This window comes from Phocaeicola sp. RTP21359st1_B8_RTP21360_211022, from assembly GCF_040911965.1.
Classification (GTDB): Bacteria; Bacteroidota; Bacteroidia; order Bacteroidales; family Bacteroidaceae; genus Phocaeicola; species Phocaeicola vulgatus.
In genome coordinates, this window is the sequence record NZ_JBDFXP010000005.1 from 1 (window position 1) to 15,889 (window position 15,889).

Sequence of the window (15,889 nt, forward strand, 5' to 3'; positions counted from 1 at the left end):
TTGACAAACTTTTCAAAGAACTCATTTTATTTACTGCCAGAGCCGCTTAGGCGTGGCGAATTTTTAACGAACTATTGATAAAATAAAAGATGTTTTGAATTTATTCATGGTAAATGGTTTTGCAGTTTCATACATGAACTTGGCTAGAAGAAGTTATTCATGTAAATCTGGTAAAGTTGACCAGGCTATTATCTCATATAATGGAGATGTATATAAATGTAGTGGTAGAGATTTTACCAATGAATTGCGAGAAGGAGTTTTGCAGGATAATGGCTGTATCAAGTGGGATAACCTAAAGTTGGAGAAAAGATTATCGCAAACAACGTATGATAATGAGTACTGTATATCATGTAAATTATTACCTTTGTGTTGGGGACCTTGCAATCAAAAATTGTTAGAAACTCCAGGGAATATTCTAAGGTATTGCCAATTGAGGAATATGGAATTGAGTCTGGATGAATATGTGGAGTATCGATTTAATAACGAACTACTTAAAATGAATATGTATGAAAGCACGCCTTGACAAACTAATCATATTGATAGCAGTCTGTTGTTGCCCGTTGGTTGTTTTCTCCCAATACACCTTGTCAGGGACAGTAAAGAATGATAAATCTTTGGTGATGCCTGAAACGGTTGTGACCTTGCAACAGGCCGATTCATTGGTAGGCATGACACTGGTAGATTCGAAAGGGAGATATAAATTTACTGATTTGCACAAAGGGAAATACACTTTAAGCTTGTCGTGCCCCGAGTATCAGCCGATAGAGGAAACCTTTGATTTGACAGGTGATAAAAGGATAGTCTATGTGATTTATCCGGTGAAAAACATACAGTTGAAAGAAGTTTCTATTGTTGCCGACAAAAGTCATCTGATCTCTCATACGGCAAATAGTGATATCTTTTATTTGTCGGCAGAAGCCAGGAAAAAACAGAATCCTTATGAGGCATTGAGAGAAATTCCCAAATTGGTGGTGAATGAATCGGATCGTTCTATAAAGATGGTGGATGGGGCTACTCCTTTAATCTTGATAAATGGACATAAGGTCAATTCGGGCATTAATAGCATTGATCCGAAAGAGGTGGAGGCGGTGGAGGTGATCAATAACCCTTCTGCACGCTACCTGAAAGACGGGGTACAATGTGTGGTCAATATTAAGATGAAACAGAAAACTGCCGCTTATCAGACATACAATATGAATACACGCCACATGATTCCGGTTTTGTTTGGGTATACGGGAGGTTATTATGAATTAGGCAACAGCAAGGCGTCTTTAAGCCTAAATGCTTCTCATTTCTATTTTCATCATGATGATTCGGAGTGGAATACGATACAACAGAATACGGGGTATGAGAAAACCGCTGTCAGTAAAAAACGTTCTAATATAAGTAATCCTTATGTGGCTTTGAACGGTGACTGGATTTGTTCGCCCAAAGATTATCTGGCTATGAGTGCCATCTATTACCATTATTCTTCTAAAAGTGAAGAGGAGGGTGGGGGAATTCTGACCCAAAATAAAGAGAGAGAAGCATATAAATCTTTTGTGGATAATAAATCAACCAGTTATGTAGGAAGTTTTAACTTGTATCATAAGCATACCTTTCATAAAAGTAAAACATTGGAAACGACTCTGCATCTGAACATGAATGGGAATGATATGAAAGGGATTAGAAAAGAGGAATATCCATCCTTGGAGTATAGAAATCAATATGATTTTGACAACTTTCGCTGGTCCGGAGGATTGGAACTGGATTATTCTTTTGATTGGCTCGGCCAGAATTTTGATTTCGGAAGTTATACTCGTTTTTTGAAAGACCGTATTAAACAGATTAGTGCGGGATATCCTACTTTCTATCATAGGGAATGGAGTGAATATGCTTATGTTTCGATGAATGGAAATATCAAGAGCAGTTTTTTTTATATGCTTTCGTTAGGTACGGATCTTATTTTCAAGAAAGCAGGTGAAGTGAAACACGATTATAGCAAATTGACTGCTGCTGTATCAGGAACTTATAAATTTAATGGCATACACTCTGTACGTTTGAATTATAATCTTTCCAATCTGTCTCCTGAGGTAATGTATCTGAATCCCTACAACACTTCTACCGACAGTTTGGAAGTGACTCGGGGAAATCCTTTTTTAATGCCTGCCCGGAATCATATTTTTAGATTTTGCTATATGTATAATCAGCATGGATTTTATGTGGAACCTTTTGTGAAATACAGGTTGTCGGTAGACCGGATTGTGCCGATAGGGTATACAGAGGACAATATATATACGCAGACATATAAAAACACGGATACTTTCCGGCAACTGGATGCCGGTATCAATATGAACTATAATAATCAAAAATGGGGAGGTGTAGGTGGAAATATAGGGTATGATACTCATTTCTATACTCATCAGCATGGAAAGGGCTCTCTTTATGTTAATCTTAATACGTATGGACATTATAAAAGATTGTCATGGAATCTTTATGGGAATTATCGGCCTTTCAGCTATGGTGTGAATAACAAACGGAAACATTATGGGTCTGAATCGGAACTGACGGTAACTTGGTGTGTGAACAAACATTTGGGAATTACTGGAAATATGAGGTATTTGTTGGGCACTTTGGGATATGATTCCACTACGCACGAAGGAACTTATTACAATTTCTTATCCGGCAGGATGAAGGACCGAAGTTTCTGCTTTTCATTAGGATTCAATTATTATATGCAAGGAAAGAATTTCAAATATAGGAATAAGAAGAGTTTGCAGAGTACGGAGCAGGGGATAAAGTTGTGAAATAATTTTTGTTTGATATGTTGCAGGCACGGGATGCGTATGATATTAGAATCGCGGGAACGTTTACGAAGAGCGCATGAGGAATGCGCGAAACTTGAGAGTGTCATCTGATGTCATAGTACAGGCTACAGGGCTTCCTGAAGAAGAAATAAAAGCCCTTTAATTGAATTGCAAAGGGTTTGGCCGGAAAGAATAGTTTCTATTCGTATTCGTGTTTCCGTTTCGGATTCATCGGAAACCAGCCTTTCAGCACGCGTTCGCGTTGCTCGAATATCTCCTTGATAGTCCAGAAAGAAGAGAAGGAGAAGACACCCAATAAAGAGGAAATCAGGATGTCACTGATAAGCACAGTCCCTATAATGCCTGCTATGCCCAGTACCAAAAATATCCACCAGCACCGTGTACCCCAATAATATTCGGCCTTGACCACGATGGGGTGGAAAAGACCGATTATTAAAAAGGTACAAATGCCGATGGCAATACCGCCTAAATGGTATTCATTCAGCCATTCCATTCTTTCTTAGCTTTGAATGGGTATTTCTTTTTTGATGCTCTGCTCCAGAGAGATCAGGGTCTCGGTAGCCGTAACGCCGGGAATTTCCTGAATCTTTGAGTTCAGCAAGTCCATCAAATGCTCGTTATCGCGTGAATAAAGTTTGGTCAGCATGGTATAGGGACCTGTAGTGAAGTGGCATTCCACAATTTCGGGAATCTTCTTCAGTTCTGCCACTACGTTTTTGTACATGGAACCTTTTTCCAGCTTGATTCCTACGTATGTACAGGTTCTATACCCTAAACTCTTAGGGTTCACATGATATCCTGAACCGATAATAACTCCCAAATCAATTAATCTTTGCACACGCTGATGAATGGCTGCGCGTGAAACTCCACATTCTGCTGCGACATCTTTAAACGGGATGCGGGCATTTTGGGATATAATTTCTAGAATTTGTCTGTCGAGGCTATCAATTTTCTCCATAATATACCGATTTTAATGTTATCAATCTGTAAGCAAATATAGGAATACTTTTTAATTTATCTACTATTTTGCAAGAAAAAACAGGATTTCTTTGAAAAAAAGTGCAATAAGAGGAGCTAATCACCTATTTTCTTCTCTATTTCGCCGATTTTCCCTCTTCTTTCAAATGAGAAGGTATCGCTATGTGTATCTAAATAGTTCAACAGGAATAGCGATTTTCTTAACAAATATTTTTGTTCTTCGGACTCTTTCAACAAAGCATCCTGATAGAGCAGTTCGGATAACATGTCGATGCGCGTGAGCAATTCCTCGCCACCATAGTTCTGTCCCATCTCGTTCAGTATATATTCCGCATCCTGATCATAATAGAAGGTGGAAGGATGATTGAAGTAGGCACGATAAATGCTTTGAAGTTGCAATTGCAGCTCGGGACCGTCCTTTTTATCTCTTTCTTCTACCAACTTTTCCAATGCTTCGAAAAATTGTTGAAGCAACCGCATAATGTAATCTCTTTGCAGCATGTTAATTGTCCTCTTCGTTTTTATGGGTTAGTGTTACTAATACTTTATCTATCCGGGCTCCGTCCATGTCGACTATTTCCAGTGTGAAGTCATTCCATTCCATGGATTCACCGGTCTTGGGAATGTGGCCTAGTTGTTGCAGGATGAGACCGCTCAACGTGTTGTAATTATAATCGGGGTATAAATCCTCCATTTCGAAATGACTCAGAAAGTCATAGAAAGAACATTGGCCGTCTATCAACCAGCTTCCGTCCTTGCGGGGAACGATATCGGGGTCTTCCGAGTCACTGGGCAAGGTGCCTACCAGGGCTTCCAGAATGTCCTTCATGGTGATGATGCCTTGCAGACTGCCGAATTCATCACAGATTAATCCGTATTTGATGTTGTGCTGGCGTATTTGTTCCAATACTTTATATACATCCATGTTTTCGTGGAAGTATTGTGCCGGACGGATCACATCACGCAGATTGAATTCGCAACTGTTCAGCTTCCCGAAGAGGTCTTTCAGGTAAACTACTCCGATGATGTTGTCCAGGGTGTTTCCTTGAGTTACAGGGTAAACTTGGTACAGGTGTTGGCATACGATGTCATACAGCTGCTTGTTGTTCATGTCTATGTCAATGGATACGATGTCGCTGCGATAGGTCATGATGGTGTTGATACTGCGGTCGCCCAGGGAGAAGACGCGGTCCACAATATCCTGTTCCACTTCCTGCACTTCACCGTTCTCGGTTCCTTCGTCTATCATGGATTTGATTTCCTCTTCAGTCACTTTTTCTTCCGCTGTATTGATATGCAGCAGGTTGAAGATAAGTGAAGTGCTTTTGGCAAGTATCCATACAAAAGGAGAGGCGATGACGGACAGCCAGTACATGGGACGTGCCAATAGCTTGGCAGCACGGGTGGAGGCACTCATGCCAATGCGTTTGGGCACCAGCTCGCCAAAGATAATAGTGAGGTAAGTGACCAGGATGACAATCAGGGTTTGAGCCAATAAATAGGCATATGTGGCGGGTACGCCGGCGTCAGTCAGTATGTTCCCAAAATCGGTGGCCAGCACGTCGCCGGAGTAAATACCGGTCAATATACCAATCAGGGTGATTCCGATTTGGATGGTGGATAAAAACTTGTCCGGGTCATTGGCAAGCTTTAAAGCGATACGCGCTGTAGAGCTTCCATGACGGATATCATTGGACAAACTACTTTTACGCGCTGAGATCAGGGCGATTTCGGACATGGCGAATACCCCGTTTAATAAGATAAGTGCGATAATAATGGCAATTTCCATGTAAGAATTTACGTTTTGTTTTGCTAACAAATGTACTAAGAATTGTGTTTTCTCTTTCTTCTTTTAGATTTAATTAATGAATTATCTGTCATTTGCGCTATCTTTGCGGTGTCTATACTTAGAAAGGAGTAATTATGCATCCGTTGGAACTATTCAAATATTGTCCGAAGTGTGGTTCGCCGCACTTTGAAGTGAACAATGAGAAATCAAAGCGTTGTGCCGATTGTGGCTTTGTGTATTATTTCAATTCCAGTGCCGCTACTGTAGCTTTTATCTTGAATGATAAGAATGAGTTGTTGGTGTGCCGCAGGGGAAAAGAACCGGCGAAGGGAACATTGGACCTGTCCGGCGGGTTTATTGATATGCATGAAACCGGCGAGGAAGGTGTGGCACGCGAGGTGTTGGAAGAAACCGGCTTGCAGGTGGAGGAGGCTGTTTATCAGTTCTCATTGCCCAACACTTATCTTTATTCAGGATTTCTGGTACATACATTGGATCTGTTCTTTCTTTGTAAAGTGAAAGATACCAGCCGGATAAAGGCGATGGATGATGTGGCGGAGTCTTTCTGGCTTCCCTTGAATGAAGTGAATCCCGAAGAATTCGGGCTGGATTCTGTGCGTGAAGGAGTCCGGCGTTTTTTGAAAGAACATAAACTTTAATGATAAGATATGAAAAGAAAAACCTTATTGATGGCCGCATTGATGGGAGGCTGTTCCTTGCAGGGAATGGCGCAGCAGATCACTCCCAAGGATGTGGCAGGTGACAAGGAATATAACCGGGTATGCCGGGAATATGAGTTGAAAGGCGGGGACAGCATGGAGCTGTTACAGGCTTATCTGGACAAATATCCTGATTCCCGCCATAAAAACAGGGTGCTGTCACTGATTGCCTCTGCTTATTTTATGGAGGGAAAATACAAGGAGGCCATTGCCCTGTTCCGGTCGTGTGATCTGGAGGCTTTGCCTGATAAGGAAAGAGATGATTGTGCCATGCGTCTGGCCACCTCTTATCTGAAAGAAGACAATCTGCGTGAAGCGGCTGTATGGTTTACCTTGCTGAAAGAGGTAAGCCCATTGTATCAGGATGACGCTGTCTATAATCTGGCTTATATTGATTATGTGGAGAAACGCTATGACAAGGCGCTGAAAAGTTTCCAGTCTTTGCAGAATGATGCCGTATATGCAGCATTGGTTCCTTATTATATAGGAGAGATTTATTTGGTGAAAGGAAATTATCAGCAGGCCCGTACTGTGGCAAAAGCGTATCTGGAGCAATATCCGGCTAAAAAGGATGTTCCTCAGATGGAACGGATTTGGGGAGAGGCTTGTTTCGGATTGAATGATTACCAAGCGGCGATACCTCCTTTGGAAAGATACCGTGAAAGTGTTTCCCACCCGCAGCGTAAGCCTTTGTATGAACTCGGTATGAGTTATTATTATACTGGTGTTTATTCCAAGGCTGCCGCTACTTTGGGGGAAATGGCTTCGGTACATGATGCCTTGTCACAGAATGCTTATCTACACATGGGGCTGGCTTATTTGAACTTGAAGGAGAGGAACAGGGCACGCATGGCATTCGAGCAGGCTGCCAATTTCAGTTTTGATCCGAAAGTAAAGGAACAGGCTCTTTATAATTATGCTTTGTGTATTCATGAAACCTCTTATTCTCCATTTGCCGAATCGGTAACCGTGTTTGAGCGTTTTCTGAATGAGTTCCCGAATTCACCTTATACGGAGCGTGTCAATGATTATTTGATAGAGGTGTATATGAATACCCGCAGTTATGAAGCTGCTTTAAAATCTATAGCAAAGATTGAGCATCCGGGCACACGCATTATGGAGGCCAAGCAGAAGATTTTGTTCCGGCTGGGCACACAGGCATTTGCGAATGCCCGTTTCCAGGAGGCTCTGGAGTTCTTCAACCAATCGCTTGCTGTGGGGCAATACAATCAGGCGACAAAGGCGGACGCTTATTTCTGGAGGGGGGAATCCAATTATCGTCTGGACCGTTTTCCGCAGGCGGGTAACGATTACCGCTTGTATCTGGAATTTGCCACCAGCAAGAACGGACAGGAATATGGTTTGGCGCTCTATAACTTGGGATATACTTATTTCAAACAGAAAAATTATGGAAATGCGGGCACTTGGTTTACCCGTTTTGTGGACAGGGGAAGTATCAATGAGCGCACCATGCAGGCAGATGCCTATAACCGCATAGGTGACTGCAACTTCTATGACCGCCGTTTTGAGCAGGCTCGTCAGGATTATGCCCGTGCGGTGGAGATTGATCCGTCACTGGGGGATTACTCTTTGTATCAGGAGGCGTTTGTGCGTGGTTTGCAACGTGATTACAATGGAAAAGTGCAGACGTTGAACCGCTTGATTTCGGATTATCCGGAATCACAATACATGGATGATGCCCTTTACGAGCAGGGACGTGCTTTTGTGCAGATGGAGGATAATGCCAATGCCATTGCCCGTTTCAATATTCTGGTGAAGAAATTTCCGGAGAGCAATGTCGCACGGCGGGCGGCTAACGAGATCGGTTTGCTATACTATCAGGATGACAAGTATCCTGAAGCCATCCAGGCTTATAAGCAGGTCATAGCCGGTTATCCGGGCAGTGAGGAGGCGCGTTTGGCGCAGCGTGACTTGAAATCGATCTATATTGATTTGAATAAGGTGGATGAGTATGCCAATTTTGCTTCAACTATCCCCGGCGGTGCCAACTTTGATGTGAATGAGCGTGACTCATTGACCTATGTGGCTGCCGAAAGGGTATATATGCGGGGTGAGGTCGCCGAGGCCCGCAACAGCTTTACCCGTTATTTACAGACTTTCCCCGAAGGTGCTTTCAGTCTGAATGCCAACTATTATATCGGTTTGATAGACTATAATCAGAAAGCTTATGAAAGTGCAGCCCGGCATTTGGATAAAGTATTGGAATATCCCAACAACAAATATTCTGAAGATGCCATGTTGATGGGGGCCGAAATGGCTTATACGGCGAAGGATTATGAAAAAGCCTTGCATATTTACAAGCAATTGAAAGATAAAGCCGCTTCTATGGAGCGTCGCCGGCTTGCAAAAACCGGAATGTTACGCAGTGCGCATATGCTGGGAAATGAGGAAGAGATTATCTTTGCCGCAACAGATTTGCTGGCCGATACTAAACTGGCGCCGGAATTGTCTAACGAGGCACATTATTACCGTGCAAAAGCTTATTTGGATGCCGGCAAGACGGATGGAGCTATGGAAGATTTGAAGGTCTTGGCGAAAGACACCCGTAATGTATATGGAGCGGAGGCCAAATATAAAGTCGCCCAGATTTACTTTGACGGCGGACAAACGGATAAGGCGGAGCAGGAGGTGCTGAATTACATTGAGGTAAGTACACCGCATACCTATTGGCTGGCACGCAGCTTTGTGTTATTGGCTGATGTGTATATGAAGTTGGGGCGTAACTTGGATGCTAAACAATATTTGCTTTCATTGAAGCAGAACTATCAGGCCGATGATGATATTGCCGGAATGATTGAAAGCAGACTGGAGAAATTGAAAACAGAGAATTAAAAATTAAAAAATAAGTGCTGAATATGATAAGTAAGAAATTGTCAATTGTCCATTGTCAATTGTCCATTATATTGGCTTTTTTGCCTCTGTCTGTTGCATATGCGCAGCAAGATAGTACGTTGAACCGCACTGTGGTGGTAGAGAATGAGTATAATCCCAATATCATGGATGCCTCAAAGATTAATGTCCTGCCTAGGGTGGAGGAGCCGGCTGTAATGAAGAAAGGCATAGAATATGCTACAGCCTTGCGCCCTGTTTCGGCCTGGACGTATGAAAGTATGTCTCCTATAACCCGTGAATGGGCTATGAACCGCGCGAAACGTGGATATGTCCGTGCCGGATATGGAAATTATGGGAATGTGGATTTTAAGGCTGGGTATCTGTGGGATATCACCGGAAAGGACCGTCTGAAAGTCGGGGTATCTCTGGATGGCATGAACGGAAAGCTGAAGCATTGGAATGCTGAGGATTGGAAATCACGTTTTTATTCTACTGAGTTCCGTTTGGACTATTCTCATGATTTCAGCAAGGTAACTTTGAATTTAGGTGGCGGCCTGCAATCACAAGTGTTTAACTATATGCCTGATTCCGAAATGCATACGGCTTCTGCCAGAGCTACTGATAAACAGCATCATACTTTAGGCGATTTTCACATAGGTGTTTCTTCCAGAGATGAATCGCTTCCTTTGCAATTCACTTTGCAGACCGGATTGAAGTATTTTGGTATCAAATATCCGCTGGATTATTCAGGCAATGCATCTACAGGTAAGGAGAAGATTGTCCACACTGAAGGAGATGTATGGGGCAAGCTGGATAATGAGCAACGGGTAGGCATCCGTTTCGAGATGGATAACCTGTTTTATTCTTCGGACAGTTTAATGGGCAACTATACTTCACTGGGTTTGAATCCTTATTATATGTTGGAAAGTGATGACTGGCGGGTCCGTGTCGGTGCTCATGTGGATTGGCAGTCGGGAGAGGACAGTGGTATTGATGTGTCTCCTGACGTGAAAGCCGAATACTTGTTCTCGGAGAGTTATGTGCTTTATTTACATGCGCTGGGAGGGCGTGAACTGAATGATTATCGCCGGTTGAATGCTTTTTCACCTTATTGGTCTTTAAACGCCCGGATGCCTTCTACCTATGTGCCACTGAATGCTACATTGGGTTTTAAAGCATCTCCGGTAAATGGTTTGTGGTTTAATGTCTTTGGTGGATATCGGATCAGTAAAGATGAGTTGTTTTGCAATCTGGTGGATGCGGACGGGTATTATTTTACTCATTTCTTGCAGGATAAAGCGAAAACCGCGTATGGAGGTGCTGAATTGAAATACGGTTATAAGGACTGGTTTGACGCTTCATTGAAAGGTACATTTTATAGCTGGAAGACAGACAATGAAAATGAAGAGCTGTATTTAGTGACCAAGCCCAAGTTTGAATTGAATTTCTATGCTGAGGCTAAGGTGTTTGAAGGATTGAAGGTTAATTTGGGCTATGAATATGTACAGCGGAAAGAATATGTGATAGAAGAAGGGAATAGCAGCAAGGATTTTGGTTTGGGCAAAATCAGCAATTTGAGTGTGGGAGCCAGTTATACTTTCCTGAAAGATCTGTCTGTTTTTGGGCGTGTGAATAATCTGTTGAATAAACAATATTATTATGAGTACGGTTATCCTGCTGAAAAACTGAATGTTCTAGCCGGGCTTTCTTTGGCTTTTTAGTTAAATAGGCACTCGGAAAGGATTTTTTTAAGAAAAAAAAGCAGAAACATACCTTATTATATAGGTGTGCTTCTGCTTTTTTTCTACTTTTGCCCCAAAATAAAATGGAATACATAGTATTATGCAAAAAAATCTAGTAATAGTTGAGTCACCCGCCAAGGCTAAAACCATTGAGAAATTCTTGGGCAATGATTATAAAGTCCTTTCCAGTTACGGGCATATCCGGGATTTGAAAAAGAAGGAGTTTAGTATCGATGTAGAGAATGGGTTTGAGCCGACTTACGAGATACCGGCAGATAAAAAGAAATTGGTAGCCGAATTGAAAGCGGAGGCAAAGAAAGCTGATATGGTATGGCTTGCATCCGATGAGGACCGTGAAGGAGAAGCTATTTCATGGCACTTGTTTGAAGTCTTGGGGCTGGACCCTGAGAAGACCAAGCGCATTGTATTCCACGAGATAACCAAAACAGCGATACTAAAGGCCATCGAAAATCCGCGTGACATTGATGTGAATCTGGTAAATGCCCAGCAGGCACGCCGTATTCTGGATAGAATTGTAGGTTTTGAACTCTCACCGGTATTGTGGAAGAAGGTAAAGCCTGCTCTTTCTGCCGGACGTGTGCAATCTGTTGCCGTTCGTTTGATTGTGGAACGTGAACGTGAGGTGCATGCTTTTGTCAGTGAGCCGTCTTATCGCGTTACAGCAGTGTTTGAAGTACCTGATGTCGATGGAAATGAAGTTGAAGTGAAAGCGGAATTGTCCAACCGTTTCAAGACCAAGGAAGAAGCACAGGCTTTCCTTGAAACTTGTAAGGATGCGCAGTTCTCTATTGAAGATATAACAACCCGCCCTGTGAAGAAATCGCCGGCGGCACCGTTTACTACTTCTACGTTGCAGCAGGAAGCTGCCCGTAAGTTGGGATTTACAGTAGCGCAGACCATGATGGTGGCACAGCGTCTGTATGAAAACGGACAAATTACCTATATGCGTACGGATTCGGTGAACCTTTCGGATCTGGCTTTGAATACCAGCAAGCAGACTATCTTGTCCCTGATGGGAGAAAGATACGTCAAAGTCCGTAAGTTTGCCACCAAGACTAAAGGAGCACAGGAAGCACATGAGGCTATCCGTCCTACCTATATGGAGAATGAAACGGTGAACGGAACCGGTCAGGAACAGAAATTGTATGAACTGATCTGGAAACGTACCATCGCTTCACAGATGGCAGATGCGGAGTTGGAGAAAACAACGGCTACTATTGTAATCAGCAACAGTAGCGAGAAATTTATCGCTACCGGCGAGGTGATTACTTTTGACGGTTTCCTGCGTGTATACAAGGAATCATACGATGATGACAATGAGCAGGAAGACGAGGGCCGTCTGTTGCCGCCTCTGAGCAAAGGGGAAAAACTGATAAGAAAAGAAATCCTGGCGACTCAGCGCTTTACCCAATGTCCGCCCCGTTATACGGAAGCCAGCCTGGTACGCAAACTGGAAGAGTTGGGCATCGGTCGTCCATCTACATATGCACCTACCATTTCTACTGTGCAGCAACGCGGTTATGTAGAAAAAGGAAACAGTGAAGGTGTGAAACGCCCGTATGATATCTTGAAACTGAAAGGCGGCAAGATTACGGAAACTACCAAGACAGAGATGACGGGAAATGAAAAGGCCAAGTTGTTGCCTACTGATACCGGTATCGTGGTAAACGATTTCCTGATGGAATACTTTCCTGAAATCATGGACTTTAATTTTACAGCGAATGTGGAGAAAGAGTTCGATGAAGTGGCGGAAGGAGAAAAGGAATGGACTGGTATGATGGACAGTTTCTATAAAGGCTTCCATCCGTTGGTAGATAAGACCATTCACTCTAAGACTGAGCATAAGGTGGGTGAGAGGGTATTGGGAACAGATCCTGTAAGCGGTAAGCCGGTATCGGTTAAGATCGGTCGTTTCGGTCCGGTTATTCAGATTGGTACTGCCGATGATGAGGAAAAACCGCGTTTTGCGCAGTTGGCAAAGGGATTGTCGATGGAAACCATTACGTTGGAAGAAGCATTGGATGCGTTCAAGCTTCCCCGTACGTTGGGGGATTATGACGGACATACGGTAACGGTAGGAGTAGGGCGTTTCGGACCATACGTGCGCTATGACAAACTGTTTGTTTCTATTCCTAAAGGAACGGATCCGATGGAGATTTCTTTGGATGAGGCGGTAGAGTTGATCAAGAATAAGATAGAAGCGCAGGAGAAGAAGTTTATTAAAGTATTCGATGCTGACCCTGATATGCAGGTCTTGAACGGACGTTACGGCCCATACATCAGTTATCAGAAAAAGAATTATAAGATTCCTGAGAATGTAGAACCGGCAGATTTAAGTCTGGAGGCTTGTTTTAAGGTGATTGAATTGCAGAAAAGCAAGGCGGAAACGCGTAAAACGAAAGCGGCTTCAAGAAACAGGGGAACCGTGAATATGGAAGAGGAGTCCGAAAAGCCCGAAGAATCCGCAAAAAGTAAGGCGGCTTCCAAGGTAAAGGGCACTGCAAAAGCAAAAAAATGACACGTATATTTTTAATAGGATATATGGGCGCGGGCAAAACGACTCTAGGTAAGGCGTTTGCCCGTGAAATGAGTCTGAATTTCATTGATTTGGACTGGTTTATCGAGGAACGTTTCCATAAAACCGTTCAACAGCTGTTCTTGGAACGCGGAGAAGACGGATTCCGGGAACTGGAACGGAAAATGTTGCACGAAGTGGCCGAGTTTGAAGATGTGGTTGTTTCGACCGGTGGAGGAACACCTTGTTTTTTTGATAACATGGAGTATATGAATGATTGCGGTGATACGGTGTTTCTGGATGTGGAACCTGCCGTATTGTTCCGCCGTCTGAGAGTGGCCAAGCAGCAACGTCCATTGTTAGCAAATAAAAGTGATGAGGAACTGATGGATTTTATCTGTGAGGCGTTACAGAAAAGACATCCGTTTTATTCAAAGGCGAAACATCTGTTTAAGGCTGATGAGCTGGAGGATAAAAGACAAATTCAAGCCTCTGTTGACAGCTTGAGAAAGAAATTGAATAAATAATTATATATAGTAAAATACACACTCTTTGTACAGAAGAAGAAATGAGAAAATGGCGTATTGAAGATTCGGAAGAACTCTACAACATAACAGGGTGGGGAACTTCGTACTTTGGTATCAATGACAAAGGTCATGTAGTGGTAACTCCTCGTAAGGACGGCGTTGAGGTCGATTTGAAAGAGTTGGTCGATGAGTTGCAATTGCGGGATGTGGCAGCTCCTATGCTGGTCCGTTTTCCGGATATTCTGGATAATCGTATTGAAAAAATCGCGAACTGCTTTAAGCAGGCATCTGATGAGTATGGGTATAAGGCCCAGAATTTTATCATTTATCCTATCAAGGTAAATCAGATGCGTCCTGTAGTGGAAGAAATCATCAGTCATGGAAAGAAATTCAATTTGGGACTGGAAGCCGGTTCCAAACCTGAACTTCATGCGGTGATAGCTGTGAATACAGATTCGGATTCATTGATTATCTGTAACGGATATAAGGACGAAAGTTATATCGAGCTGGCTCTGCTGGCACAGAAGATGGGGAAACGCATTTTCTTGGTAGTGGAGAAAATGAATGAATTACGCCTGATAGCCAAAATGGCAAAGCAGCTGAATGTGCGTCCTAACATAGGTATCCGCATTAAGCTGGCTTCTTCGGGAAGTGGTAAATGGGAAGATAGCGGAGGAGATGCCAGTAAGTTTGGCTTGACATCCAGTGAATTGCTGGAAGCGCTTGATTTTCTGGAAAAGAAAGACATGAAGGACTGTCTGAAACTGATTCATTTTCATATAGGCAGCCAGGTGACTAAAATACGCCGTATCAAGACAGCTCTGCGTGAGGCATCGCAATTCTATGTGCAGTTGCATGTGATGGGATTTAATGTGGAATTTGTGGATATCGGCGGCGGTTTGGGTGTGGATTACGACGGAACTCGTTCTGCCAATAGTGAAAGCAGTGTGAACTACTCTATTCAGGAGTATGTGAATGACTCTATCTCTACACTGGTGGATGCCAGTGACAAGAATGGAATTCCTCATCCGAATATTATTACCGAAAGCGGACGTTCACTGACCGCCCATCACTCCGTGCTGATTTTCGAGGTGCTGGAAACGGCGACTCTGCCCGAAATGGATGAGGATTTCGAAGTGGGTGAAAATGATCATGAACTGGTACATGAACTTTATGAGATATGGGATAATCTGAATCAGAGCCGTATGGTGGAGGCTTGGCACGATGCACAGCAGATACGTGAGGAAGCACTTGATTTATTCAGCCACGGTATTGTGGATTTGAAGACCCGTGCCCAGATAGAGCGTCTGTACTGGTCGGTGACCCGTGAGATCAATCAGATTGCTTCGGGGCTGAAACATGCGCCCGATGAGTTCCGCAAACTGGACAAACTGCTGGCTGATAAATATTTTTGTAATTTCTCGTTGTTCCAGTCGTTGCCGGACTCGTGGGCGATAGATCAGATATTCCCTATCATGCCTATCCAGCGTCTGGATGAGAAGCCCGACAGAAATGCTACCTTGCAGGATATCACTTGTGATTCGGATGGAAAGATTGCCAATTTTATCTCTACCCGTTATGTATCGCATGACCTGCCGGTACATTCGTTGAAGGGAAAAGACGCTTATTATATAGGTGTATTTTTGGTTGGTGCTTATCAGGAGATTCTGGGTGATATGCACAATTTGTTTGGAGATACCAATGCGGTGCATGTTACGGTGGATGACAAAGGGTATTCTATTGATCAGGTAATTGATGGTGAAACGGTGGCCGAGGTTTTGGATTATGTACAATATAACCCGAAGAAATTGGTGCGTACACTGGAAACCTGGGTGACCAAATCAGTGAAGGAAGGAAGAATTTCTGTAGAGGAAGGAAAAGAATTCCTCTCTAATTATCGTTCCGGGTTGTACGGATATACTTATTTGGAATAATAGC

The 15,889-nt window shown here is 43.1% G+C and carries 12 protein-coding genes; 8 read left to right on the plus strand and 4 right to left on the minus strand.

The annotated features are described in order from the left end of the window. The first annotated feature begins 133 nt into the window (after positions 1-133). The gene (locus tag AB5062_RS03375) at positions 134-523 is read left to right on the plus strand and encodes an SPASM domain-containing protein (protein ID WP_368328352.1); all 390 of its coding nucleotides are present in this window, start codon (positions 134-136) and stop codon (positions 521-523) included. Further along, positions 507-2,786, plus strand: a complete 2,280-nt coding sequence (locus AB5062_RS03380) for a TonB-dependent receptor (RefSeq protein ID WP_032952200.1) — start codon at positions 507-509, stop codon at positions 2,784-2,786. The genes AB5062_RS03375 and AB5062_RS03380 overlap by 17 nt, the downstream gene beginning before the upstream one ends. Before the next feature lie 199 nt (positions 2,787-2,985). Here AB5062_RS03380 and AB5062_RS03385 read toward each other — a convergent pair whose 3' ends face one another. The 4 genes from AB5062_RS03385 to AB5062_RS03400 all read right to left on the minus strand — a co-directional run bounded on the left by AB5062_RS03385 (position 2,986) and on the right by AB5062_RS03400 (position 5,574). Next, positions 2,986-3,300 (minus strand): DUF4491 family protein, encoded by a 315-nt coding sequence (locus tag AB5062_RS03385; protein ID WP_005838797.1) that lies wholly within the window; start codon positions 3,298-3,300, stop codon positions 2,986-2,988. A gap of 6 nt (positions 3,301-3,306) precedes the next feature. Then, positions 3,307-3,765 (minus strand): Lrp/AsnC family transcriptional regulator, encoded by a 459-nt coding sequence (locus AB5062_RS03390; RefSeq protein WP_005838800.1) that lies wholly within the window; start codon positions 3,763-3,765, stop codon positions 3,307-3,309. A gap of 116 nt (positions 3,766-3,881) precedes the next feature. Further along, positions 3,882-4,265, minus strand: coding sequence for a hypothetical protein (locus AB5062_RS03395; RefSeq protein ID WP_005838801.1), 384 nt, complete (start codon positions 4,263-4,265; stop codon positions 3,882-3,884). 22 nt (positions 4,266-4,287) lie between these two features. Then, positions 4,288-5,574, minus strand: coding sequence for a hemolysin family protein (locus AB5062_RS03400; RefSeq protein ID WP_005838803.1), 1,287 nt, complete (start codon positions 5,572-5,574; stop codon positions 4,288-4,290). A 134-nt stretch (positions 5,575-5,708) separates the two neighbouring features. On the opposite strand from AB5062_RS03400, the gene AB5062_RS03405 reads away from it, so the two are divergent. The 6 genes from AB5062_RS03405 to speA all read left to right on the plus strand — a co-directional run bounded on the left by AB5062_RS03405 (position 5,709) and on the right by speA (position 15,885). Continuing rightward, positions 5,709-6,233 (plus strand): NUDIX domain-containing protein, encoded by a 525-nt coding sequence (locus AB5062_RS03405; protein WP_022508618.1) that lies wholly within the window; start codon positions 5,709-5,711, stop codon positions 6,231-6,233. A gap of 9 nt (positions 6,234-6,242) precedes the next feature. Further along, positions 6,243-9,146 (plus strand): tetratricopeptide repeat protein, encoded by a 2,904-nt coding sequence (locus tag AB5062_RS03410; protein WP_011965142.1) that lies wholly within the window; start codon positions 6,243-6,245, stop codon positions 9,144-9,146. A gap of 23 nt (positions 9,147-9,169) precedes the next feature. Next, complete coding sequence (locus AB5062_RS03415) at positions 9,170-10,867, plus strand: TonB-dependent receptor (protein ID WP_032952201.1); 1,698 nt, start codon at positions 9,170-9,172, stop codon at positions 10,865-10,867. 121 nt (positions 10,868-10,988) lie between these two features. Further along, positions 10,989-13,427: a type I DNA topoisomerase gene (topA, locus tag AB5062_RS03420; RefSeq protein WP_005838811.1), complete on the plus strand. Its 2,439-nt coding sequence runs from the start codon at positions 10,989-10,991 to the stop codon at positions 13,425-13,427. Next, positions 13,424-13,951: a shikimate kinase gene (locus AB5062_RS03425; RefSeq protein ID WP_005838813.1), complete on the plus strand. Its 528-nt coding sequence runs from the start codon at positions 13,424-13,426 to the stop codon at positions 13,949-13,951. The genes topA and AB5062_RS03425 overlap by 4 nt, the downstream gene beginning before the upstream one ends. Positions 13,952-13,992: 41 nt before the next feature. Continuing rightward, positions 13,993-15,885: a biosynthetic arginine decarboxylase gene (speA, locus tag AB5062_RS03430; RefSeq protein WP_005838815.1), complete on the plus strand. Its 1,893-nt coding sequence runs from the start codon at positions 13,993-13,995 to the stop codon at positions 15,883-15,885. Positions 15,886-15,889 lie beyond the last annotated feature (4 nt).